Source organism: Streptomyces sp. NPDC003032 (assembly GCF_053591415.1).
Map to the genome: position 1 here is coordinate 343,147 of NZ_JBSFTT010000005.1, position 24,919 is coordinate 368,065.

The 24,919-nt window shown below is 73.0% G+C and carries 13 protein-coding genes; 7 read left to right on the plus strand and 6 right to left on the minus strand.

Features of this window, described 5'->3' with window-relative positions; translation table 11 throughout:
• Positions 1-69 precede the first annotated feature (69 nt).
• The 3 genes from ACWDZ7_RS10195 to ACWDZ7_RS10205 all read right to left on the minus strand — a co-directional run bounded on the left by ACWDZ7_RS10195 (position 70) and on the right by ACWDZ7_RS10205 (position 3,377).
• Positions 70-966, minus strand: coding sequence for a carbohydrate ABC transporter permease (locus ACWDZ7_RS10195; protein WP_451796218.1), 897 nt, complete (start codon positions 964-966; stop codon positions 70-72).
• Positions 963-1,940, minus strand: a complete 978-nt coding sequence (locus ACWDZ7_RS10200) for a carbohydrate ABC transporter permease (protein ID WP_451796219.1) — start codon at positions 1,938-1,940, stop codon at positions 963-965. The genes ACWDZ7_RS10195 and ACWDZ7_RS10200 overlap by 4 nt, the downstream gene beginning before the upstream one ends.
• A gap of 117 nt (positions 1,941-2,057) precedes the next feature.
• Positions 2,058-3,377: an ABC transporter substrate-binding protein gene (locus tag ACWDZ7_RS10205; protein WP_451796220.1), complete on the minus strand. Its 1,320-nt coding sequence runs from the start codon at positions 3,375-3,377 to the stop codon at positions 2,058-2,060.
• Positions 3,378-3,650: 273 nt separating this feature from the next.
• Here ACWDZ7_RS10205 and ACWDZ7_RS10210 point away from each other — a divergent pair, with 273 nt between their 5' ends.
• On the plus strand, positions 3,651-6,140 hold the full coding sequence (locus ACWDZ7_RS10210; RefSeq protein WP_451796221.1) for a glycoside hydrolase family 2 protein: 2,490 nt from the start codon (positions 3,651-3,653) through the stop codon (positions 6,138-6,140).
• Entirely contained in the window at positions 6,137-7,171 is a 1,035-nt protein-coding gene (locus ACWDZ7_RS10215) for a LacI family DNA-binding transcriptional regulator (RefSeq protein ID WP_451796222.1), read from the plus strand. Before ACWDZ7_RS10210 ends, ACWDZ7_RS10215 begins: the two co-directional genes overlap by 4 nt.
• A 13-nt stretch (positions 7,172-7,184) precedes the next feature.
• Here ACWDZ7_RS10215 and ACWDZ7_RS10220 read toward each other — a convergent pair whose 3' ends face one another.
• From ACWDZ7_RS10220 to ACWDZ7_RS10230, 3 genes are all read right to left on the minus strand, one after another.
• Complete coding sequence (locus tag ACWDZ7_RS10220; RefSeq protein WP_451796223.1) at positions 7,185-8,201, minus strand: LacI family DNA-binding transcriptional regulator; 1,017 nt, start codon at positions 8,199-8,201, stop codon at positions 7,185-7,187.
• Between the two features lie 29 nt (positions 8,202-8,230).
• Positions 8,231-9,256 carry a glycoside hydrolase family 5 protein gene (locus tag ACWDZ7_RS10225; protein ID WP_451796224.1) on the minus strand — a complete coding sequence of 342 codons (1,026 nt, stop codon included), beginning with the start codon at positions 9,254-9,256 and terminating at the stop codon, positions 8,231-8,233.
• A gap of 245 nt (positions 9,257-9,501) precedes the next feature.
• Entirely contained in the window at positions 9,502-11,835 is a 2,334-nt protein-coding gene (locus tag ACWDZ7_RS10230) for an acyl-CoA dehydrogenase family protein (RefSeq protein WP_451796225.1), read from the minus strand.
• Between the two features lie 135 nt (positions 11,836-11,970).
• On the opposite strand from ACWDZ7_RS10230, the gene ACWDZ7_RS10235 reads away from it, so the two are divergent.
• The 5 genes from ACWDZ7_RS10235 to ACWDZ7_RS10255 form a co-directional block, all read left to right on the plus strand.
• Positions 11,971-13,119, plus strand: a complete 1,149-nt coding sequence (locus tag ACWDZ7_RS10235; protein WP_451796226.1) for an acyl-CoA dehydrogenase family protein — start codon at positions 11,971-11,973, stop codon at positions 13,117-13,119.
• Positions 13,116-14,705: an amino acid adenylation domain-containing protein gene (locus tag ACWDZ7_RS10240; protein WP_451796227.1), complete on the plus strand. Its 1,590-nt coding sequence runs from the start codon at positions 13,116-13,118 to the stop codon at positions 14,703-14,705. The genes ACWDZ7_RS10235 and ACWDZ7_RS10240 overlap by 4 nt, the downstream gene beginning before the upstream one ends.
• Positions 14,702-14,986, plus strand: coding sequence for an acyl carrier protein (locus ACWDZ7_RS10245; RefSeq protein WP_451796228.1), 285 nt, complete (start codon positions 14,702-14,704; stop codon positions 14,984-14,986). Before ACWDZ7_RS10240 ends, ACWDZ7_RS10245 begins: the two co-directional genes overlap by 4 nt.
• Positions 14,987-23,665 carry a type I polyketide synthase gene (locus ACWDZ7_RS10250; protein WP_451796229.1) on the plus strand — a complete coding sequence of 2,893 codons (8,679 nt, stop codon included), beginning with the start codon at positions 14,987-14,989 and terminating at the stop codon, positions 23,663-23,665.
• 7 nt (positions 23,666-23,672) lie between these two features.
• The coding region (locus ACWDZ7_RS10255) for a beta-ketoacyl synthase N-terminal-like domain-containing protein (protein WP_451796230.1) at positions 23,673-24,919 on the plus strand (1,247 nt) is incomplete at its 3' end.

Genomic DNA, 24,919 nt, shown 5'->3' on the forward strand with positions numbered 1-24,919 from the left:
GCGTGAAGACTTGCCGCTCGGTAACGGGTCCCAGATTAGTGCGGGAAGTGAACAAATGGGGGTGGCCGGTCACTTCGTGGCCCCTTGGGCGAACCCGTTGTAGATGTACCGCTGCAGGAACAGGAAGATGACCAGCGTCGGCACGATGACGAGGACGGCCCCCGCGGAGATGTTCTCCCAGTGCGCCCCGAACGGACCCTTGAAGCGGAAGAGCGCCGTCGAGATCGTGCCGAGTTCTTCCGAGGGCATATAGAGGAACGGGATGTAGAAGTCGTTGTAGACCGTGATGCCCTTGATGATGACGACGGTCGCGATGGCGGGCTTCAGGAGCGGGAAGATGATCCTGCGGTAGATGGTGAACGCGTTCGCCCCGTCCAGCCGCGCCGCCTCGTCGAGCGAGGTCGGGATGCCCCTGATGAACTGCAGGAAGATGTAGATCGACACGATGTCGGTCCCCATGTAGAGCAGGATCGGGGCCCACCGCGAGTCGAACAGGCCGAAGCTGTTGACCACTTGGAACGTCGCGACCTGCGTCGTGACGCCCGGCACCAGCGTGGCGACCAGGAAGAGACCGACGACCAGCTTCTTGATCTTGAAGTCGAACCGGTCGATCGCGTATGCCGTCATGGAGCCGATCACCACCGTGCCGGTGATCGAGAAGAGCAGGATGAACGCCGTGTTGCCGAAGGCCGTCAGCATGTGGCCGTCGTTGAAGGCCGTCGCGTAGTTCGAGAAGTTCAGCCAGTCGCCCGGCAGCGCCAGGGCTCCGCCGTCGGCGACTTCCCGCGATGTCTTGAGCGAGGTCAGGAAGACGACGACGAGAGGGAGCAGCACCACCAGGGAGGCGACGACGAGGGACAGGTAGGTCAGCCCGCGCCCAAGGGGCGGGCGCTTGCGCCTGGTTCGGACTACGGCTCCGGCTCCGGATCCCCCTCCGGCTCCGTCGGGACGTGTGGTCGTGGTCATACGAGATCCACCTTCTCGTCGGGCACGAGCCGGCGCTGGATCCAGGTGATCACCAGAATGATCAGGAGCAGCACCACGGCGGCCGCCGAGGCCAGGCCCGTCTTGTTGAACTGGAAGGCGAGCTTCACCGTCTGGATGACGAAGGTCGAGGTGCCGGTCGCGCCGCCGGTCATGATGTACGGGATCTCGAACACGGCGAGCGAGCCGGAGACCGCCAGGATGATGCTCAGACTGAGGACGGGCTTGATGCTCGGCGCGATGATGTGCCGGAACTGCTGCCACCTGCTCGCGCCGTCGAGCTGCGCCGCCTCGTACAGCTCGCCGGGGACCGACTGGATGGCGCCCAGGAACAGCACGAAGTTGAGCCCGGTGAAGCGCCACACCGACACGCCCGCGAGCGAGGTGTTGGCCGACTCGGGGTCACCGAGCCAGGCGTGGTCGGCGTCCGCGCCGAACCAGGACAGGAGCGAGTCGAGCGTGCCGCCGTCCTGGAAGAAGTAGAGGAAGACGAAGCCGATGGCGACGCCGTTGACCAGGTAGGGGAAGAAGAGAATCCCCTTGAAGAGGTTCCGGAAGCGCAGATCGAAGCTGAGGACGGTCGCGAAGTACAGCGCCACCACGATCTGCACCGCGGACGCGGCCAGGTAGTAGAAGCTGACGAAGAACACCCGGAACAGCTCGGGACGGGTGAACAGCTGGGTGTAGTTGTCGACGCCCGTGAAGTCGCGTTCCGGGCTGACGCCGTCCCAGTCGGTGAAGCTGTAATAGATCATGTTGCCCACGGGGACGTAGGTGAACGTGATCAGCAGGGCCAGGGGCACGGCGAGGAAGAGCCAGGGAGTGGCCCGCCGCAACGGGTGGGAGCGCCAGGAGCGCGGGGGAGCCGTGGCGGGGCGGTCCGCCCGTTCGCGCGCGGCGCGGGCGGCGGCCCTCCCGCCCGGGGCCGTCGGCGCCTTGTCGGTCGTGTCGGTCATGTCGGCCAGAGCCTTTCGTCGTCCGGGAGCGCGGTGTCATGCGCGGGGCCCCGGCCCCGGGGCCGGGGCCGGAAGGAGGCGTCCCGGGAGGGTCCGGGGCCCCGCGACCGCCGCCCGTCAGGAGCCGGCGGTCTTCGCCGCCTCGGCCCAGCGTCGGTCGAGGTCCGCGAAGTAGTCCTTGAGGCCGCCCTGTCCGGCGCCGCGGGCGAGGTCGACGAGCTTTTGGCGGTAGTCCTGCTTGGCGAGGCCGATCTCGGCCGCGTCATCGATGGCGTTCACCCGCGCGGTCTTCGCCTCGGAGCGCTCGATGAGCTTGACATCGTTGTCGATGTACGGCTTGAGGGTCGACGGCAGCTCCGCGGACTTCAGGGCGGAGACGGCGCCCTCGGTGTCCGCGTAGCCCGACTTCTCGGTGAACCAGTCGATCCATGCGCGTGCCGCCGTCTTGTGGTCGGAGTGCACGTTCACGGCCTGCTGGTAGTCGGAGAGCAGCGTGGCGCAGAACTTCCCGTCCTGCTGCGCGGGGAAGGGCATGAACCCGATGTCGTCCGGGTTCTCACCCGCCTTCTGCGCCGCGTCCCGCATCTGGGTGATCGCCCACGAGCCGAGCAGCATGCTGCCGACCTCGCCCTTGGCGAGGAGGTTCTTGGAGGACTCCCAGTTGGTGGTGGTCGGGTCCTTCTCGGCGAGCTCGGTGTGGACGATGTCGTGCAGCAGTGTGTCGATGACGTTCAGATCGCTGCCCTTCGCCCAGGGCTCCGTGGAGGTCGCCAGCTCGTCGGAGGCCTTGGCGTCGCAGCTGACCGAGCCGATGCTGTTGGTCCAGGGGCTGCTGAGCGGCCAGCCGTCCTTGAAGTTGGTGTAGTACGGCACCGCGCCGCTCTTGGACTTCACGGCCTTCAGGTCGGTGAGGAACTCCTCGGGGGTGGTGGGCCAGTCCTTGATCCCGGCCTTCTTCCACACCGCCTTGTTGTACACGAACCCGTTGGCGGTGCCGAAGCCGGCGATGCCGTACGTCTTGCCCTCGACGTCCGTCTTGCCGGTGAACCGGTACTTCTCGCTCATCTTCGCCGTGCTGCCCAGCGGGGCGAAGAACTTCGGGTAGTCGTCCTTCGCGATCACGGCGGGGATCATCAGGACGTCCCCGTAGTTCTCCGTGTTCATCCGGATCTTGACTTCACCCTCGTAGTCGGTGACGCCCTCGAACTCGACCTTCACCTTCGGATAGGTCTTGTTGAACTCGGCGGCGTACTTTTTCATCCTGCCGTTCTGCACGAGGTCGGTGCGGTGGGTCAGGACCGTGATGGTGCCCGAGACGTCCCCCGGGTCCGAGGGCGCGGTCGCGGTCTCGCCGGAGGGTGTGCCTCCGCCGCCGCACCCCGCGACGGCCAGCATCGCGACGGCGAGAAGCGCGCTCGCAAGCGTCTTCCTCTCCATGTGCCCAACTCCTTCCAAGGGTTACGGCTCAGGTCTCCAGGTGGGATGTCGGCACTATGCCAGCGATATATGAACCGGTAAAGCTCCGATTTCCGTCGTGATGCCTAATCGTTACCTCACCTCTTGCCGTGACAGCCAACTACGCTGGCAGAAGAGGCTGGTTGGTGACCCGAACGGTTCGGCCGGAAGGGACTAGACCGGTTTACTTCCGTGGGGTTAAGTTGGGCCGCGTCTCACCCCAACTGGGTCGTGCCCGCCGATTGGAGCCGCGCTATGAAGGACGTCACCCAGCTCGACGAGGGCTGGAGCCTGTGCCACGACGGGGCGTCGATCGCCGCCCGGGTCCCCGGCTGCGTCCACACCGATCTGCTGGCCGCCGGTCTCATCCCCGACCCGTTCCTCGGCCTGAACGAACGCGAGGTCGACTGGGTCGGACGGCGCGCATGGACGTACACGAGAACCCTCGCGCCCGCACCGGACGCACAAGTGGGCTACGAGCGGACCGACTTGGTCTTCGACGGCCTCGACACCGCGGCGCTGATCACGCTGGACGGCGTGGAGCTCGGCCGCACCCGGAACATGCACCGGAGCCACCGCTTCGACATCACCGGGCGCACCGGAGAGCTACGCGTGGAGTTCGCCTCCGCCTACGACGAGGCGGCCGCCGTGCGCGCGGCCACGGGCGAACGGCCCAACGTCTATCCGGAACCCTCCCAGTACATCCGCAAGATGGCGTGCGGCTTCGGCTGGGACTGGGGGCCCACCCTGGTGACCGCCGGCATCTGGCGCCCCGCCCGCCTGGAGAGCTGGTCGACCGCGCGCCTGGCGGAAGTCCGGCCCCTGGTGACCGTCGAGGGCACGACCGGCCGCGTCGAACTGCGCGTCGACGTGGAGCGCACCCGCCAGGGCTCCGAACGCCCCCTGGTGGCCCGCGCCTCGGTGGCCGGCGTCCAGGCGAGCGCGGACGTCCAGGGCGCCGAGGCGGTCATCGTCCTCCAGGTCCCCGACGTCGCCTTGTGGTGGCCGCGCGGATACGGCGAACAGCCGCTGTACGACATGGAAGTGACGCTGCTCGACGCGTCGCGGGAGCCCGGTTCCGTGGCGGGCTCCCCTGGACAACCGCCGCTCGACACCTGGCGGCGCCGCGTCGGGTTCCGCACCGTGGAGGTGGACCGGAGCCCCGACGAGCACGGCACCGGCTTCACCTTCGTCGTCAACGGCGTCCGGGTCTTCGCCCGCGGCGTCAACTGGATCCCCGACGACGTCCTGCCCTCCCGCGTCACGCCCGACCGCTACCGCACCCGCCTCGGCCAGGCGGCGGACGCCAACGTCGACCTCGTACGCGTGTGGGGCGGCGGCATCTACGAGGACGAGGCGTTCTACGACGCTTGCGACGTACTCGGCCTGATGGTCTGGCAGGACTTCCTCTTCGCCTGCTCCGCCTACCCCGAGGAGCAGCCGTTGCGCGGCGAGGTGGAGGCCGAGGCCCGCGAGAACGTCGTACGGCTCATGCCGCACCCCAGCCTCGTCCTGTGGAACGGCAACAACGAGAACCTGTGGGGCTATTGCGACTGGGGCTGGGAGCCCGAACTCGCGGGGAACTCCTGGGGCGAGGGCTACTACCTGGGCCTCCTGCCGCGCGTCGTCGCCGAGTTGGACCCCACACGCCCGTACGCGGCGGGCAGCCCCTGGTCCGGCTCCTGGGACCACCACCCCAACGACCCCGCCCACGGCACGCACCACTCCTGGGAGGTGTGGAACCGCCAGGACTACACGGAGTACCGCGCGAGCGTGCCCCGCTTCGTCGCCGAGTTCGGCTGGCAGGCACCCCCGAACCACGCCACCCTGCGGCGCGCCCTGCCCGGTGAGAACTTGGCACCCGACTCGCCCGGCATGCTCCACCACCAGAAGGCGGAGGACGGCAACGGCAAGCTCGACCGCGGCCTCGCCCGCCACTTCGCCCCGCCCGAGGGCGACTTCGACCGCTGGCACTATCTGACCCAGCTCGTCCAGGCCCGCGCCGTCGCCGCCGGGATCGAGCACTGGCGCTCCCACTGGCCGGTCTGCGGCGGCACGGTCGTCTGGCAGCTCAACGACTGCTGGCCCGTCAGCTCCTGGTCCGCAGTGGACGGCGACGGCCGCCTCAAACCGCTCCACCACGAACTGCGCCGCGTCTACGCCGACCGGCTCCTCACCCTGCGACCGGACGCCACGGGGCCGGTCCTCGCCCTCGTCAACCAAGCCGCCGAGCCGTGGCACACCCAGGTCACGCTGCGCCGCATGGAAGCCGACGGCGGCACTCCGTGCACCACCACGCTCGATCTGGAAGTGGGCCCGCGCGCGGTGCTGCGGCTACCGGTCCCGCAGGACCTCGTCCCCGCGGACGGCTCGACGAAGGAGTACCTGGTGGCCGATGCCGACGGGCTGCGTACTGTGCACTTCCCCGTGGTCGACCGGGACTTCGCCTACCCGAGCGTCAGGTACGACGTCGCGGTGGAGCCCGTGACCGGTGACGGGGAGGCGGATGGCGAGGGGGATACAGTCGACGTCGTGGTGACAGCACAGACCCTGGTACGCGACCTCCTGCTCCAGGCCGACCGGATCGCCCCCGGCGCGCGCGCCGACCGGGGCCTGGTGACCCTCCTGCCCGGCGAGCGGACCCGCATCCGTGTACGCGGTCTGCGCGGCGTCGGCGTCGGCGTGGGCGTCGGCGTCGGCGTCGAGGAGATCAGGGCCGCGCTGTTCTGCGTGGAAGCCGCGTGAGCGCCTCGTCCCCGCGCATCACCATCAAGGACGTCGCCGCGCGCGCCGGGGTCTCCAAGGGGGCCGTGTCCCTCGCCTTCAACGACAAACCCGGCGTCTCGCGGGCCACCCGGGAGCGGATCCTCGCCGCCGCCCGCGACCTGGGCTGGCAGCCGAACTCCACCGCGCGCAGCCTCTCCAGTCGGCGCGTGGACGCCGTCGGCCTGGCGATCTGCCGCCCGGCCAGACTGCTCGGCCTCGAACCCTTCTACATGGAGTTCATCTCGGGCATCGAGAGCGTCCTCGCCGAACGGTCCTGCTCGCTGCTGCTGCGGCTGGTCCGCGACCTGGAGGAGGAGGTCGAACTGCAGGAGAGCTGGTGGCGGGGGCGGCTGATCGGCGGTTCCATCCTGGTGGACTTCCACGAGGACGACCCGCGGGTCGCCCCGCTGAGGGCGCTCGGCCTGCCCGCCATCGCCGTCGGGCACCCCTCGCTCACCGGCGGGCTGCCGTCCCTGTGGACGGACGACGCGACCGCTGTCGCCGAGGCCGTCCGCTACCTCGCCGCCCTCGGTCATCGGCGTGTCGCACGGGTGGGCGGGCCGGGCGGCCTGGGGCACAGCGGCATCCGCGCCGCCGCCTTCGAGGCCACCGCGCGCGAGCTGGGCCTCGACGGCACCCGTCAGGTCGCGACGGGCTTCGCGGGCGAGGACGGCGCCCGCGCCACGCGGTCGCTGCTGCTCGCCGCCGACCGTCCCACCGCGATCCTCTACGACAACGACATCATGGCCGTGGCCGGTGCCGGCGTCGCCGCCGAACTGGGGATCGCCGTGCCCGACGGGCTCTCCCTGCTGGCCTGGGACGACTCCCAACTGTGCCGGCTCACGCATCCCGCGCTCTCGGCGATGAGCCACGACGTGCACGGCTTCGGCGCCGAAGTGGCACGGGCCCTCTTCGACGTGATCGGCGGCAAGGACGTCGCGTCGCGCCCGGTCCCCACGCCGTCGCTCACCCCGCGCGGCTCCACGGCGCCGCCGCCACAGGCGGGTTGAGGGGCGGCGGGAGTCAGGGAGCGGGCGGGCAGGTGCTGGCGCGCGGCACCAGGTGTGCGGGCTCGTCCCGCACACTGTCCGCCCGCCCGTCGGCGATCAGACCGAGCAGGGTCTGGGCCGCCCGCGCGCCGTAGGCGGCGATGTCACGGTTCAGGGCGGTGAGCGCGGGACGAACGACCCGGGTGAACGGCGAGTCGTCCCAGGCCACGACGGACAGGTCACGGGGGACCGTCAGGGTCAGCTCCTGCGCCACCGACAGAGCGGCCACAGCCATGATGTCGTTGTCGTAGACGATCGCCGTGGGGCGGTCGGCGGAGATCAGCAGGCGGCGGGTGGCGCGGGCGCCCTCCTCGCCGGTGTAGTCCGTGTGCACCAGCGCGGGTTCGGGCAGGCCCGCGTCCCGGCACGCCTGCCTCATCGCGTCGTCACGGACCGCGGTGTGCGCGAGATGGCGGAGCCCGGCCACCCGTGCGATGCGGCGGTGCCCGAGCGTGGCGAGATAGCGGACGGTCTGGGCGACGCTCGCGCCGTCGTCCGACCACACGGCGGGCAGGGGCCCGGCCGCGTCCGGCGGGCCGAGAGCCACGGCGGGCATCCGCAGGGCGTCGAGCGCCCGGACCCGCGTGTCCTGTTCGTACAGGTCGACCACGAGGGCGCCGTCCACGCGGCCCTCGCCCCACCACCGTTCGTACAGTTCGATCTCGTTCTCGTGCGCTGCGACCGTCTGCAGCATCAGCGAGTACGAGAGCGGGGCGAGCACCGACTCGATGCCGCTGATCAGCTCCATGAAGAAGGGCTCGATGCTCAGGGTGCGGGCGGGGCGGCACACGGCCAGGCCGATCGCGCGGGCCCGCGCCCCGGTGAGGGCGCGGGCCGCACTGCTGGGGCGCCAGCCGAGGTCGGCGGCGATGGCCTTGACGGACTCCCTGGTTTGCGCGGAGACGCCGGGCCGGTCGTTGAGCGCGTAGGAGACCGCGACCTTCGAGACCCCGGCCCGCTTCGCGATGTCCGCGATCGTCGGCCGCTTCATCCGCCAACCCACCCCCATGGCTTAACCGGTTAGTATCCTGCCGGGCCGACCTTACCCCGGCTCTTGAACACGCTGGCCTCGCGGGCCGTCTGCTTGATGCCGTCGGCGCCGTTGAAGAGGCGCTCGCCCCACGGGGTCAGCCGGTTGGCGTCGAAGCCGGTGGCCAGATCCAGATACTCGACACCACCGCCGTTGCCGCTCCAGGACCAGCCGAGGTAGCCGAGGCGCAGCCGCTGGGCCGTCGCCATGATGGCATCCTCGTCGGGGTTCCCGTCGGAATGGGCGTTGCCGAATTCACCGATCGCTATCGGAAGACCGGCGGAGACAAATCGGTTCAGGTAATCACCGACTTCGGCCGGGGTGTCGAATACGCCGTACATGTGAATGGAGAAGACGGTGTTGCGGCGAGGGTCCGATGCGAAGACGGACGCGGCGTTGTCGCGCATGGTGAAGGACCAGTCCTGGCCCCAGTTGGGGGCGTCGACCATCAGGGTGTGGGTGAAGCCGTCCTTTCGCAGTGCGCGGATGGCCGCGGAGGTGTCGGAGGCCCAGGACTGGTAACCGGCGTTGCCGTGGGGCTCGTTGCCTATGTTGACGATGACGTACTTCTCCTGGCCCTTAAGCGCGGCCTTGACGCCGCGCCAGTAATCGACCGCCCGCGCCAGGGAGACCGCGCCGCTCTGCTCTCCGTACCCCGTGGTGTCGTGCGCCTCCAGTACGCAGACCAGGCGGTTCTGCTTGCACTGCGCGACGACGGCGGCGACGTCGGAGGTGTCGTTCTTCGTCCAGCGGTCGCCGGTGCTGAGCACGACGCGCACCGAGTTGGCGCCGAGTGCCCTGATGTCCGACAGTGCTCGGTCCGTGCGGTCCGGATACCAGGTGTGGGCGTGGTTGACGCCCCGCAGGACGAAATCCTTTCCGTTGGCGTCGAGAAGACGGCCCTTGCTGATGTGGAATCCCGGTGTTTCCGCCGCCTGACTCGCCGGTGCCGCCATGAGGGCAGTGGCAAGGACGGCGAGGAGGGTCGCCATGGCGGCGGCCATTCTCTTTCTCATACGTGCTCCCGAGGGTCATGCACATCAAGGACATGAATGTGCCGTGTGGTTCTGGTGCGCGCTTTCCGGCCCGGTGGCTTGCATGAGGCTAGGGGGAGGGGGACGGCAGCACAATGCTCCGGACGGAACCGGTTAAGTAGATCAGTAAGTAGATCAGTGGTGCACCGTCTGCCCTTCACGTCCCACACGATCGCCATGCCCCGGTCACACACCACCGCACACAGTGCGCACCCGATAGACACGGCCTACGCGGGCAGGCCCAGGCCGCGGGCGATCAGGCCGCGCAGGACGTCGTTGCTGCCGCCGCCGATCACGTACATCGGCGCGGTGCGCAGCGCCTGCTCGAAGCCGCCGCCGGCCGGTGTGTCCGGGTCCGGGCCGAGCGCCGCGTCGGGGCCGAGGAGATCCAGCGCGGCCGCGCCGACCTCCTCGGCGAGTTCGCTGCCGAACACCTGCGCCATGGCCACCACGAGCCGCGGCTTCACCAGCGCGGCGAGGGAGGGCCTGCCCACCGCGGCGGTGAGCTGCTGGGCGGCCTGCGCCGCCGCGGCGAGACGGCCGATCCGGTCCCGCGGCGCCGAACCCCGGCCGCCTCCCGCGGTGTCGGGCCGCGCGCGCACCTCGGCGAGCAGATCGTCCAGCAGCCGCCGCACCGTCGCGGCGAGGCTCGCCAGGACGACGCGCTCGCCGCTCAGCCCGTCGGTGATCACCTCCCAGCCCCCGTCGACCTGCCCGATCCGGGCGGAGTCGGGAATACGTACGTCGTCCAGGAACACGTCGCACGCCACATGGCCCGAGAGCGCCTCGCGCCGGCGCAGGGTGATGCCCGGAGCGTCCATGGGGACCAGGAACACGGTGATGCCGGTGTGCGACGGGGCTGCTTCCGGGTTGGTTCGCGCGGCCAGCCACATCGCGTCGGACGCGTGCGCGTCCGTGATCCACGCCTTCTGCCCGTCGATCACCCACGAGTCGCCGTCCGGGACCGCCCGCGTGCGCACCGAGCCGAGGTCGGAGCCCGCCTCCGGTTCGCTGTAGCCGACACAGACCCGCAGCGCGCCCCGGCGCAGCTGCGGCAGGAGCCGCTCCCGCTGCTCGGCCGTGCCGTGCCTGAGCAGCGGCGCGCCCACCGTGGCCGTCGCGGCGAGCGCCCGGCCGACCGGCAGCCGCCGGTACACCAGCTCGTCCTGGAGGACGAGTTGCTCCGCGACCGTCGCGCCCCGCCCGCCCGCGCTCGGCGGCCACGCCATCCCCAACCAGCCCTGCGCGGCGACGGCGGCCAGCAGCTCCGGGTCGTCGCCGTCAGCGGCGAGCGTGGCGCGGGGGTCCGGCGCGTGCTCGGCGACGAACGATGTGATCCGGCCACGGAACCGCTCCGCCGTGCGGCCCATGTCGGGCACGGGCAGGGCGGCGCCGCTCTCCACCAGTACGTCGCCGGGTCCGCCGGCGGCGCGGGCGACGGTGGTCAGCCGGGACAGGTCGGCGTGCAGCCGCCGCAGCAGCCAGGGCGCCGCGTGCTCCTCGAAGTAGCCCGCCGCGGCGAGCGTGTGCTGGGCGCCCAGTTGGACGCGCGGGGCCACGGCCTCGATGTGCCGGACGGCCAGCTCGGCGGCGAGTGTCCAGTCGGCGGCGCCCGTGGCGTGCCGGTGTGCGGCGTCGGCCACCAGCAAGGTGCACGCGTCCACGTCGATCTGGCAGGCCGCCGTGCGCTGCTGCACCGCGCCGAACGATCCGATGGCCCTGCCGAACTGCCGCCGCGTACGGGCGTGTTCGACGGCCAGTTCGTGTGCATGGTGCGCGGCGGCCAGGGCCCGTGCGGCGAGCCCGAGCCGCAGCAGCACCACCGCCTCGTCCGCGTCCCGGGCGCGGACCTCGACGTCCGCGACCGACGGGCCGAGGCTCAGCTCAGACCAGGCGGGCACCGCGAGGCCGGGCAGAGCCGTGGCCCGCTCCACGGGGCGCAGCCGGGCGGAGCCGCCGCCGGGCGGGAACAGCAGGACGTGCGTGACGGCGGCCCCGCACTCCGCCCACCGGACACCATCCCGCGGACCCCTCCCCGCCTGCCCGATCCGTGCCGCCTGCCCTGTCTGCTCCGGCCGCCCCGTCCGCCCCGTCCGGCCTGTCTGCCCCGGCTGCCCCGCCTGCCCAGGCTGCTCCGGCTGCCCAGGCTGCTCCGGCTGCCCAGGCTGCTCCGGCTGCCCAGGCTGCTCCGGTCGCCCCGCCTGCCCAGGCTGCTCCGGTCGCCCCCCCTGCCCCGGCCACCCGGGCCCCTCCGTGGCGGCGAGGACGCGGAGTGTGCCCGAGCTGATGTCCGCCACCAGTTCGGGCCGGTCCGCGAGTAGACGGGTGGCCACGTACGCGTCCATGACGGGCAGCGGACAGGCGGCCCGCCCCGTCGCGGTGACCACCGTGAGGACCGCGTCGAGGGCCCCGGCACCGGAGAGGGCCGTCCAGCCCTGATCCGCCGCCGCCTCCCACATCTCGCGGATGTCGGCCGTGGCCGCCTGCGGCGGGGGACCCCAGGTCCGCTCCACCGCGGCCCGCACCGCGCGCGTGAACTCCCTGCTCTGCTCAGTGGTCATGAGGTCACGAGACGGGAGCGGCCGCCGTGGCGCAATGCCGCCCGCCCCCTAGGCGGCCCCGGCGCGGCGCCTCGGGGTGGCTAGGGGAGGGCTAGGGGATGACCCCGGAGCACGCCATGGCCCTTAGTAAGACCCATGGACTTCGATCTGACGGCCGCACAGCAGAAGCGCCGCAGTGACATCATGGCCGCCGCCGGCGAGAGGTTCGGCGACCGCACGGCGGACGAGGGCGCGCCGTTCACCCGCCCCGTGTGGCAGGCGGCGGCGGACCTCGGGCTCACCGGGCTGTGCGTGCCCGAGGAGTACGGCGGCGGCGGGTTCGGCGCCCTGGACACCGCGCTGTGCCTGGAGGCGTTCGGTAACGCCTGCCCGGACACCGGCCTGGTCTTCGCGGTCAGCGCGCACCTGTTCGCCTGCACCGTGCCCATCAGGGACTTCGCCGACAAGGACGTACGCGACGAACTGCTGCCCGGTCTCGCGGGCGGCGCGCTCATCGCCGCCAACGCGATGACGGAGGACGGAGCGGGCAGCGACGTGGGCCGCCTCGCCACGACGGCGCGGCGCGGTGACGGAGCGGCGCGCGGTTATGTCCTCGACGGCGAGAAGTCCTTCGCCAGCAACGCCCCCGTCGCCGACGTCTTCGTGACGTACGCGACGACGGACCCGGCGGCCGGTTACCTCGGCACGACGGCGTTCGCCGTGCCGCGCGCCACCCCCGGGCTCTCCGTCGGCGAGCCCTTCCGGAAGATGGGGCTGCACGGCTGCCCCGCCGGACGGGTGCGGTTCGAGGGCGCGCCGGTGCCGGAGACCCGGCGGCTCGGCGCGGAGGGCCAGGGGCAGATCGTCTTCCAGCACTCCATGGGCTGGGAGCGGGCCTGCCTCTTCGCGGCGTATCTCGGCATGATGGACCGGCAGTTCGAGATGTGCGTCGCACACGCGGGGCGACGCTCCCAGTTCGGCCGCGCCATCGGCCGCTTCCAGGCCGTCTCGCACCGCATCGCCACGATGAAGCAGCGGCTGGAGAGCGCCCGCCTCCTGCTGTACCGGGCGTGCTGGCTGCTCGACAGGGACGGCGCCGCCGACGGTGCCGCCGCGCTGGCCAAGGTGGCGGTCTCGGAGGCGGCGGTCGCCAACAGCCTGGACGCGGTCCACCTCCACGGCGGCTCCGGCTACCTCGCCGAGAGCGGGGTCGAACGGCAGCTGCGCGACGCCGTGCCCGGCACGGTCTTCTCCGGTACGAGTGAGATGCAGCGCGAACTCATCGCCCGGGAGGCCGGTCTGTGAACCGGTCCGTGAAACTGCACCGCCTCCTCATCGACGCCGCGCGCAGGTACCCCGGCCGGCTCGCCGTCTCCGGAGCCGCGAGCCGGGTCACGTACCGCCAACTCGACCGCTGGGCCGACCTGTTCGCCCACCGGCTGCGCGGACTCGGCGTCGGCCGCGGCGACCGCGTCGTGGTGTGGACGGAGAAGTCCCCCGCCGCCGTCGCCGCGATGCAGGGCGCGCTGCGGCTCGGCGCGGCCTACGTCCCCGCCGACCACACCACCCCCGCCGCCCGCGTCGCACTCATGGCCCGCGACTGCGCCGCCCGCGTGGTCCTCACCGACGCGGCCCGCATCGCGGAGACCGCCGCGGAACTGGGCTCCGGCTCCGACATCCCGTGCGCACCGCTCATACCACCCCCCGCGGCGGACGGCGACGCCTTCGCGTCAAGCGGGACCAGTGACGGCTCCGTCCCAACCCCCGCCGTGGACGAGGCCACCGCCCCGGATGATCTCGCCTACCTCCTCTACACCTCCGGCTCCACCGGCACCCCCAAGGGTGTCTGCGTCAGTCACCGGGGTGCCCTCGCCTTCGTGGAGTGGGCCGCCGCCGAGTTGCGTGCGCGGCCCGGGGACCGGTTCGCCAACCACGCGCCGTTCGGCTTCGACCTGTCCGTCCTCGACCTGTACGTGGCGTTCGCCGCGGGCGCCTCGGTTCACCTTGTCTCCGCCGAACTCGCGTACGCGCCCGCCCAGTTGGTGGACTTCCTGTACGAGGAGGACATCACCGTCTGGTACTCCGTACCGTCCGTGCTCGCCCTGATGATGCGCGAGGGCGGGCTCCTCGCGCGCCCCGCACCCGCCGCCCTGCGAGCCGTGCTGTTCGCCGGTGAGCCCTTCCCCGTCCGCTACGTCCGGCAGCTGGCGCTCTGGACGGACGCCCGGCTCCTGAACCTCTACGGGCCCACCGAGACGAACGTATGCACCTTCCACGAGCCGACCCCCGAGGACCTGGCCGGTGAGGAGCCGCTGCCCATCGGCCGTGCAGCGAGCGGCGACCATGTCTGGGCGGCCCGCCCCGACGGCACCGCCTGCGAGCCGGGGGAGGAAGGCGAACTCCTGGTCGCCGGGCCCTCGGTGATGCTTGGCTACTGGGGCGCGGTACCCGCCCGCAGCCCCTACGCCACCGGCGACCGCGTCCGCACCGACCCCGACGGCACCCTCCACTACCTGGGCCGCCGCGACCACATGACCAAGGTCCGCGGCAACCGCGTCGAGCTGGGCGACGTCGAGGCCGCCCTCACCGCGCACCCCGATGTCGCCGAGGCCGCCGCCGTGGTGGTCGGCGACGGACTGGACGCCCGCCTCGTGGCGTACGTCGTGCCGTGGCCCGGTCGCGAACCGGGAGTGCTCGCCCTCAAGCGGCACTGCGCCGGACGGCTGCCGCGCTACATGGTCGCCCACGACGTGTACGTGGTCCCCGGACTGCCGCGCAACCGCAACGGCAAGACCGACCGGTCGGCGCTCGCGTCGAGCGTCCCGCACCGAGTGAAGGACACCCCGCACCGAGCGAAGGACGCCCCGCAACCAGTGAAGGACGCCCCATGACAGCTCGCCCCACGACAGCCGAAGAGACCGCCGAACTCATCACGGGCTACGTCAAGGACACCTTCCTGGACGGCGACGAGAAGGGTGAACTCGACGCGCGTACACCACTTCTGGAGTGGGGAGTCCTCAACTCCCTCAACACGGCGCGCCTGCTCGCCTTCATCCGCGAGCGGCTCGGCGTGCGCGTGCCGCCGACCGCGGTCTCACCGGAGAGCTTCAAGAACATCCAGAACATCACCGCGCTGGTCGTCTCCCTGGGAGCGGGAAAGGACGCGAGGTAGATGACCGACGCCCGCACCGCTCAGACGCCGCCCCCCGAACCCGTCGCGATCGTCGGTGTCGGCTGCCGCTACCCCGGCGGGGCCCACGACCTGCCCTCCCTCGGGCACGCCCTGGAGTCGGGGCGCGGCCTGGTCCGCGACGTGCCCGAAGGGCGTTGGGGGCGGTACCCCGACGGCACCCCCACCAAGGGTGTGTTCTTCGACGACGTCGCCCGTTTCGACGCGGAGTTCTTCGGCATCGCGCCGCCCGAGGCGAGCCTGCTCGACCCCCAGCAGCGCCTCCTCCTGGAGGTCGCCTGGGAGGCGATGAGCGACGCGGGGCGCACCCGGGAACAGTGGCGCGGCACCCGCACGGGCGTCTTCGTCGGCATGCTCGCGGGCGACTACCACCTCCTGCACGCGCGCACCCTCGGCACCGCGGGCGTCGACCAGCACTACGTCAGCGGCGTCGAGTTCAGCTTCGCGGCCGGCCGCCTCGCCTACACCTTCGACCTCCAGGGACCGGCGCTCGCCGTCAACTCCGCCTGCTCCTCCTCGCTGCTGGCCGTGCACCAGGCCTGCCAGAGCCTGCGCGGCGGCGACTGCGACACCGCGCTCGCCGCCGGTGTCAGCCTCCTCATCACGCCCGACATCAGCGTCTTCATGCACCGCGTCGGCGCGCTCTCCGCCACCGGTTCCTGCCGCCCCTTCGACGCGGCGGCCGACGGCACGGTACGGGGTGAGGGCTGCGGTGTCGTCGTACTCAAACGGCTCACCGACGCCCTGGCCGACGGCGACCGCGTCCACGGCGTCCTGCGCGGCTCCGCCGCCAACAACGACGGCGCCAGCATGGGCCTGACCGCCCCCAACCCCGCCGCCCAGGCCCGGCTGCTGCGCGACGCCCTCGCCCACGCGGGCATCGGCCCGGCCGACGTCGACTACGTCGAGGCGCACGGCACGGGGACCCACCTCGGCGACATGTACGAACTCGGCGTGCTCGACGAGGTCTACGGCACAGGACGCGAGCCGGGGCGCCCCTTGCGGGTCGGCTCGCTCAAGGCGGTCCTCGGGCACACCGACGCCGCAGCGGGCATCACCGGCCTCCTCAAGGCGCTGTGGGTCGTCGGCTCCGGGCGCGCCCCCGCCCAGCCCGGCATCGACAGCCTGCACCCGGCCGTCGACTGGGCGGCGGCGGGCATCGCCGTACCCCTCGACCACACCGAACTCACCGCGCCCGGACGGCCGTTGCGGGCGGGAGTGAGCGCGTTCGGCCTCAGTGGGACGAATGTGCACGCCGTCGTCGAGGCCGCCACCGAGGACCCGGAAGGCGTACGGCCCGGCCACGCCCCCTACCTGCTGCTCGCCTCCGCCGCCCGCCCCGAAGGCCTCGCCGCCCAGGTGGCCGGGTTGCGTGAGCACGCGGCGCGCACCGACCGCATCGGTGACCTGATCGCCTCCGCGGCGACCCGCCGCACCCACGAGGCCCACCGATACGCGGCGGTCGCCATGGACGTACCCGCGCTCCTGGACGGCCTGGACGACCCGGAGGAACCACCGGACGGCGCCTACATGGGAGCGGTACCCGACCCGGACTCCGCACCGGCCCCCGTCTTCGTCTACCCGGGGCAGGGCGGCCAGTGGGCGGGCATGGCGATGGACCTGCACGCCACCGACCCGGTCTTCCGCGCCACGCTGGACGAGTGCGACGCGCTGCTGCGGGCCGACGGGATGCTGGGGACCGACGGGCTGATGCGGACTGACGGGTCGATGCGGACTGACGGGCTGGTGCGGACCGACTCGTCCTGGTCGCTGACCGAGGAGATGCGCCGCACCGGGCACAGCCGCCTCGACCGCACGGACATCTCCCACTGCGCGATCTTCGCCGTGCAGGTCGCGGTGACGCGGTGGCTCGCGGAGCGCGGGGTGCGGCCCGCCGCGGTGATCGGGCACAGCCTGGGCGAGATCACCGCCGCGCACGTGGCGGGCGTCCTGTCCCTGGCGGACGCCATGCGCCTGGTGCTCGTCCGCTCGACGATCGCCCGGGAACTCGCCGCGGGCTCCGGCCTGATGTACGCCGTTCAGGGCGGCGCGGACACGGTGGCCGCCGCGCTCGCCGAGACCGGCCTCGCCGCCGCGGTCGCCGCCGTCAACGGCCCCGCGTCGTGCGTCTTCTCCGGGCCCACCGAGGACGCCGTGGCCGCCGCGGACGCGCTGGAGGCCCGCGGCCTGCGCTGTCGGCGGCTGAAGGTCGAGTTGGCCAGCCACGGCCCGGCCGTGGCGCACTGCGGGCCGCCGCTGCGGGAGGCCGCGGCCGGACTCGACCACCGCGAGGCGACCCTGCGGTGGCTGTCCACCGTGGACCCCGACCGGGACCTGACCGGCGTCGACGCCGACTACTGGGCCCGCAACATCACCCGCCCCGTGCTCCTGTGGCCCGCCGTCGACCGCCTCCTCGCCGAACAGGAGTGCGCTCTCGTCGAGGTGGGCCCGCACCCCGTCCTCACCGGGGCGCTCACCGACGCGCTGCGGCACCGGGGCCGCGCCGGGCAGGCGCACGCGACCCTGCACCGCGACGAGCCGGGCGGCCTCGCCCTGCACAGGACGCTCGCCCGGCTGCACGTCGACGGCGTGCCGATCGACTGGGAGAACGTCACCGGGCGTCCCGGCAGGTACCACTCGCTGCCGGTGCCCACCTGGGGCGGCGACCGCTACTGGCTTCCCACGGGACAGCGGCCGCGGGCCGAGGACACGTACGTACGACCGCTTCCGTCTCCAGTACCCCGGGAGCGTGCGGCGGGCACGGGTGGCAGCGCCCTGTCGGCCCGCGTCGAGACGGCGGTCCGCGAGGTCCTCGGCCTCCCCGACGGGCAGCGGCTGCTGCGTCGAAGGGGACTGTTCGAGCAGGGGCTCGATTCCTTGAGCGCCGCCACGCTCCGCCGCCGTCTGGACCGCGAGTGCGGGGTCACCCTCCCCGTGCCCGCCATCTTCGAACACCCCACCGTCGAGGCGCTCGTGGCGTACCTGGCCGAGCTAGGGGCGCGGGAGGTGGAGGACGGCGAGGCCGTGCAGGAGGCGGGACCGGCGGAGCCGCCGGCCGAGGCCGCCCTTGACGGCGGGCCCGGAGCGGGGGACGAAGAGGACGCCGGTGCCGCCATCGCCGTCACCGGTATCTCCTGCCGCCTGCCCGGCGCCGGATCGCCCCAGGAGTTCTGGGAGTTGCTGACGGCGGGGCGGGACTCGGTGTCCGAACCGCCGCCCGGCCGCAGGGACGACCCCGTGTGGGCCGAGGCCGCGGCCGCCGACATCCCCAGCAGGAGCTGCTACCTGGACGACATCGCCGGTTTCGACGCGGGATTCTTCCGCATCTCGCCGCGCGAGGCCGCCTCACTCGACCCGCAGCAGCGGCTCATGCTGGAGGTCGCCTGGGAGGCCCTGGAGGACGCGGGCAGCCGCCCCGCCGCGCTGACCGGCCGGCCCGTCGGCGTCTACGTCGGTCTGGAAGCCGCCGACTACCAGCAGCTCCTTGCCCGCGACATGCGCAACGTCGACCTGTACTTCGGCACGGGCACGTCGTTCGCCGCCGTGGCCGGACGACTGTCGTACGTCCTTGGGCTGAGCGGTCCGAGCCTGGTCGTGGACACCGCGTGCTCCGCCTCGCTGACGGCGGTGCACCTGGCCTGTCAGGGCCTGCGCGGCGGCGACTGCGAGGTCGCCGTGGTCGGCGGCGCGCACACGATGATCGCCCCCACGCTCATGGTCGCGATGTCGGAGAGCGGCGCGCTCGCGGCCGACGGCTGGTGCAAGACCTTCGACGAGGACGCCGACGGTTACGGCGTGGGCGAGGGCGCCGTCGCGCTCGTGCTCAAACCGCTCGCGGCGGCGCGCCGCGACGGCGACCGCGTCTACGCGGTGATCCGCGGCAGCGCCGTCAACCAGGACGGAGCCGCGGGCGGCTTCACCGTCCCCAACGCGGCCGCGCAGCAGGCACTGATCCGCCGCGCACTGGACCGGGCGGGCTGGCAGCCCGCCGACGTGGACTACGTCGAGGCGCACGGCACCGGCACCCCCGTCGGCGACCCCATCGAGGTCAACGCGCTCGCCGAGGCGTACGGGCCCGGGCGTGCCCCGGACGCCCCGCTCGTCATCGGCTCCGCGAAGCCGAACGTCGGCCACCTGGCGGCGGCGGCCGGCGTGGTCGGACTCCTGAAGACGGTCCTGTCCCTGCACCACGGGCGGATACCGCGCCATCTCGTGAACCGCCCCTCGTCCCGCATCGACTGGGCCGCCCTGCCCGTCGAACTGGCCACCACGCCACGCCCCTGGCCCCGGCACGGTCGCCCCGCACGCGCGGGCGTCAGCTCCTTCGGGCTCACCGGCACCAACGCGCACGTCCTGCTCGAACAGGCCACCGAGCGACCGGACGACGACACCGCCGGGCCGCACCGCCCCGCACGTCCGTACCCACGTCCGTGCACCCGTCCGTACGCCCTGCCGGTGACCGCGGCGAGCGCGAGGGCGCTGCGTACCGCCGCGCTCCGGATGGCGCGGCACCTGCGCGAAACCGACCCGGGCCATCCCGCCCATCCCGGCCTGGACGCGCTCGTCGGCACCGCCACGCACCGGCGCTCCCTGCTTGAGCACAGGATCGTCGCCGTGGGCGCCGACGCCGAGGAACTCGCCGCCGCCCTGGAGTCGGCCGCGGCGGGCGGCGACGCTCCCGCGGCCACCGCCGTGCACCGGGGCCGCTGCGACGCGGAGACCACCGTCACGGCCACCTTCCGCTACCCCGTCGAGCTGCCCGCCACCTGGCAGCGGCTCACCGCCGACCCCGACTACCGGCGCGCCCTGGACGACTGCGCGGCCCACCTTGCCGCCGTGACCGGCACCTCGACGGACCTCACCGAGGACCCGGACCCGGCGCTGCGCGACGCGCACGTCTTCTGCCACCACGTCGCCGCCACCGCGCTGTGGGCGGCGATCGGCGTACGCCCGCAGCACGCCACCGGTGACGGACCGGGACGGCTCGGCGCGGCGTGGGCCGAGGGCCGGGTGAGCGTACGGGAGGCGCTGCGCGCGCTCTGCGGCGAGGCCCGGCAGGCCCGGCAGGCCCGGCACGAAGTCTCCGGCGAGGCCCCGGACGGCGACACGGTCGTCCTCGACGTACTGCCATGGGATGACGCCGACGCCGACGCCGATGACGCCGACCCGCTGGAGCGGATCGTGCACACGGCCGCCGAGCTCTTCGCCACCGGGTACGAGCCGGTGCCCGGCGCGACCCCCGTGCGCCCGGTGAGCCTGCCCGCCTACCCGTGGGAGCACCACCGCACCCACTGGTACCGCGAGCCGCTGGTCCGCCGGACGGACACGGCGGTTCCATGCGTCCTGTCCGCTCCGGGCCCGACCGAACTACGGCGGTACGCGACTCAGTTGGCGTCCTTCGTACGAGAGAGCCCGGCACTGGACGTCGACGCCTTCGGGGCCGCGCTCGCGGACCGGCCCGTGCTGCCCTGCCGGGCCACGGTGGTCGCCGGGCACCGGACCGCGCTCCTCACCGGGCTCGACGCGCTCGCCACCGGCGCCGACGCGCCGAACGTCATCACGGACACCGTCCTCGACGACCCGTCCGGCGTGGTCATGGTCTTCCCCGGGCAGGGCGGCCAGTGGGCCGGGATGGGCCGCGAACTGCTGGACGCCTCTCCGGTCTTCGCGGAGCGCGTGGAGGCGTGCGCGGCCGCCATCGAACCGTTCACCGGCTGGTCGGTCGTCGACGTGCTGCGCGGCGCCGATGGCGCGCCCGACCTGGCACGCAACGACGTGCTCCAGCCCGTCCTGTTCACGGTGATGGTCGCGCTCGCCCGGCTCTGGGAGTCCGTGGGCGTGGTGCCCGGAGCGGTGCTCGGCCACTCCCAGGGCGAGATCGCCGCCGCCTGTGTGGCGGGCGCGCTCGGCCTGGACGACGCGGCCCGGATCGTCGCCCTGCGCAGCCGGGCACTGCACCGGGACCTCGCGGGACGCGGCGGCGCGCTCTCCGTACGCCTGTCCCGGCACGAGGTGACCGCCCTCCTGGAGCGGTGGGGCGAGCGCCTGTCGGTGGCGGCGGTGAACGGCCCCGGCTCGGTGGTGGTGTCCGGTGAGATGGCCGCCCTGGACGAACTGGAGGCGGTCCTCACCGAGACCGACGTACGCGTGCGCCGCCTCACCGTCCACTGCGCCGCGCACTCCGCGCAGATGGACCAGCTCAAGGACGAGCTGCTGGACGTACTCGCCCCGCTCGCGCCGCGCTCGTCGGACATCGCGTTCTGCTCGGCCGTCACCGGTGACGTCGTGGACGGCTCCGGTCTCGACGCCGCCTACTGGTTCCGCAACCTGCGAGAGACGGTGGAGTTCGAGAAGGCGGCGCGCTCCCTGATCAAGGAAGGCCACTCGGTGTTCCTGGAGGTCAGCGCCCATCCGCTGCTGGCCGCCGGGTTCGACGAGACGGGCAGCGCCATGGGCGTCCAGATCACCGCGCTGGAGACGCTGCGGCGCGACGACGGCGGCATGAGCCGCTTCGTGGCCTCTCTGGCCGAGGCGCACGCCCACGGTGTCGCCGTGGACTGGCCCGCGCTGTTCACCGGGACGGGGCCCCGACGCCCCGAACTGCCCAGCGGCCAGGGTGCTATGACCTCGGACCTCACATCGGGCGACGACGACGGTTTCTGGCAGGCAGTGGAGACCGGCGACGCCGACGAACTGACCGGCCTGCTGGACCTCGATGCCACGGACGAGCAACGGCGGGCGGTGGAAGCGCTGCTGCCCGCCCTGACCGCCTGGCGCGGCCGCCACCGCGAACGGCACGTCGGCGAGTCCTGGCGCTACCGCGTCACGTGGCGGCGTACCCCCTTGCCGACCCCGCCGGACCTGACGGGCACGTGGCTCGTCGTGCTGCCCGAGCGGTGCGGGGCGGACGGGACGGTGGCGCGGTGCCTGGCCGCCCTGGCGGCGGGCGGTGCTGATGTGTGTGAGGTTGTTGTGGATGCGGCACGGGCTGACCGTGTCGGTCTCGCCGAGCGACTGCGCACCGCCGCCGCACGGCAGGCCGGGGAGGTCCACGGAGTCGTCTCGCTGCTCGCCTTCGACGAAGAACCCCACGCGGCCGAACCCGGCGTCCCCGCCGGGCTGGCCGCCACGGTCGTCCTCTCCCAGGCACTGGACGACGCCGAGGTCGAGGCGCGCCTGTGGTGTGTGACCGGCGGCGCCGTGTCGGTGGGCGCCGACGACCCCGTCACCAGCCCGGCCCAGGCGCAGGTACTCGGCCTGACACGGGTACTCGGCCTCGACGAGCCCCGACGCTGGGGCGGCCAGGTGGACGTGGGCGGCGAACCCGGGCCCGCGCTGTGCGCGGTGCTCGCGGGCGCCCTGGGCGACGAGGACCAGGTGGCGCTGCGCGGCCGGAACGCATGGGTGCGGCGGCTGACTCCCGCACCCCTGGAGAGCCCGACGCCCTCGCCGGGCCGGCGGGTGCGCGGCACGGCACTGGTGACCGGCGGCACCGGCGGCGTCGGCGCGCAGGTGGCGCGCCGGCTCGTCGGAGCGGGCGCCGAGCGGGTGGTCCTGGTCAGCCGGCGCGGCAAGGACGCGCCCGGCGCGAGCGAACTCCTCGCCGAGCTGGCGCGGGCGGGCACGGCCGAGATCGTCGTGGAGGCCTGTGACGTCACGGACAGGGAGGCGCTGGCCGGCGTCCTCGCGCGGATCCCGGACGAGTCACCGCTGACCACGGTCGTCCACGCCGCCGCGGTGATCGGGGAGCGCAAACCCCTCTCGGAGGTCACCGTGGCCGACCTCGCGGAGATCCTCGGACCCAAGGTCGCGGGCACCGACCACCTCGACGCGCTCCTCGGCGACCGGCGGCTCGACGCCTTCGTCCTGTTCTCCTCCAACGCCGGGGTCTACGGCAGCAGCGGCCAGGGGCCGTACGCGGCCGCCAACGCCTACCTCGACGCGTTCGCCGAGCGGCGCGCCGCGCGCGGGCTGCCCGTGACCTCGATCGCCTGGGGCGCCTGGGCGGGCAGCGGCGGCGCCGCGACACCGGACGCCGAGCGTTTCCTCGCCCGGCGCGGCGTGCGCCCCATGCCGCCGCCCCTGGCGCTCGCCGCCCTGCGGCAGGCCGTCGAGCGGGGCGACACCACGCTCTCCGTCACCGACATGGACTGGCCCCGCTTCGCCGAGTCCTTCACGGCGGCCCGCCCGCGCCCCCTCATCGCCGACATCCCCGGCGCGGGCGGCGGGAGCGGCGCGGGGCCGGACCAGGACGGCGCGCGGGGCGACGGCCCCGGATCGCGGGCGGCGGCCCTCGCGGCACGCCTCGCCGGGGAGACGACCGCGGCGGGACGCGAGCGGATCCTCCTGGACCTGGTCCGCGGCGAGGTCGCGTCCGTCCTCGGGCACGACGGCGTGGACGCCGTCGAACCGGACCGGGCCTTCAAGGACTTCGGGTTCGACTCCGTCACGGCCGTGCAGATGAGGGGCCGCCTGCGCGCGGCGACCGGCCTCCGCCTCTCCGCCACGCTGATCTTCGACCACCCCACGGCGGCGTCGCTGGCCCGGCATCTGCACGGCGAGCTGGCCCCGGACGACGCGCCCGGCGGGCCCGCCCACCCCATCGACGCGATGAGCGTCCAGGACCTGCTCCGCATCGCGGGCAACGAGAGTGACAGGTGAGTCACAGGTGAGCACCCCCACCGAGGACATCGTCGCCGCACTGCGCGCGTCCCTGAAGGAGACCGAACGTCTCCGCGACGAGAACCGGCGCCTCGCGGGCTCCGACCGCGAACCCCTCGCCGTCGTCGGGATGGCCTGCCGGTTCCCCGGCGAGGCACGCGGCCCCGAGGAGCTGTGGGACCTCGTCGTCACCGGCACGGACGCCACCACCGGGTTCCCCGACAACCGCGGCTGGGACCTCGACGGCCTCTACGACCCCGACCCCGGCGCCCCCGGGAAGTCATACGTCCGCGCGGGCGGGTTCCTGCGCGACCCGGGCGAGTTCGACGCCGAGTTCTTCGGCATCTCACCCCGCGAGGCCCTCGCCATGGACCCCCAGCAGCGCCTCCTCCTCGAAGCGTCCTGGGAACTCCTCGAAAGGTCCGCGATCGACCCCGCGACCCTGCGGGGCAGCGCGACCGGCGTCTTCGTCGGCGCGTCGACGTCCGTCTACATCCCGGACCTCGTCCGCGCGCCCCGGCGCACCGAGGGATACGCGTTCACCGGCAACACGTCCAGCGTCCTCTCCGGCCGCCTCGCCTACCAGCTCGGCCTGGAGGGCCCGGCCGTCACCGTCGACACGGCCTGCTCGTCCTCCCTGGTCGCCCTGCACCTCGCCTGCCGGTCCCTGCGCGCGGGCGAGAGCTCGCTGGCCATCGCCGGCGGCGTGACGGTGATGGCGAGCCCCGCGGTCTTCGTCGAACTCTCCCGCCAGCGTGCCCTCGCCCCCGACGGCCGCTGCAAGGCGTTCGCCGCCGCCGCGGACGGCTTCAGCTCCAGCGAGGGGGTCGGCCTGCTGCTCCTCGAACGCCTCTTTGACGCCCGCCGCCTGGGCCACCGTGTCCTCGCGGTGGTACGCGGCACCGCCGCCAACCAGGACGGCGCAAGCAACGGCCTGACCGCACCCAACGGCCCCTCCCAACAGCGCGTGATCCGCGCGGCGTTGGCGGACGCGCGCCTGTCCCCGTCCGACGTGGACGCCGTCGAGGCGCACGGTACGGGAACCGAACTCGGCGACCCCATCGAGGCCCAGGCACTCCTCGCGGCCTACGGACAGGAACGGGACGGCGGCGATCCGCTGTGGCTCGCCTCCGTCAAGTCCAACATCGGGCACACGGCCGCCGCGGCCGGCGCCGCCTCGCTGATCAAGACGGTGATGGCGTTGCGGCACGGTGTGCTGCCGAAGACGTTGCATGTGGACGTTCCGTCGCCGGA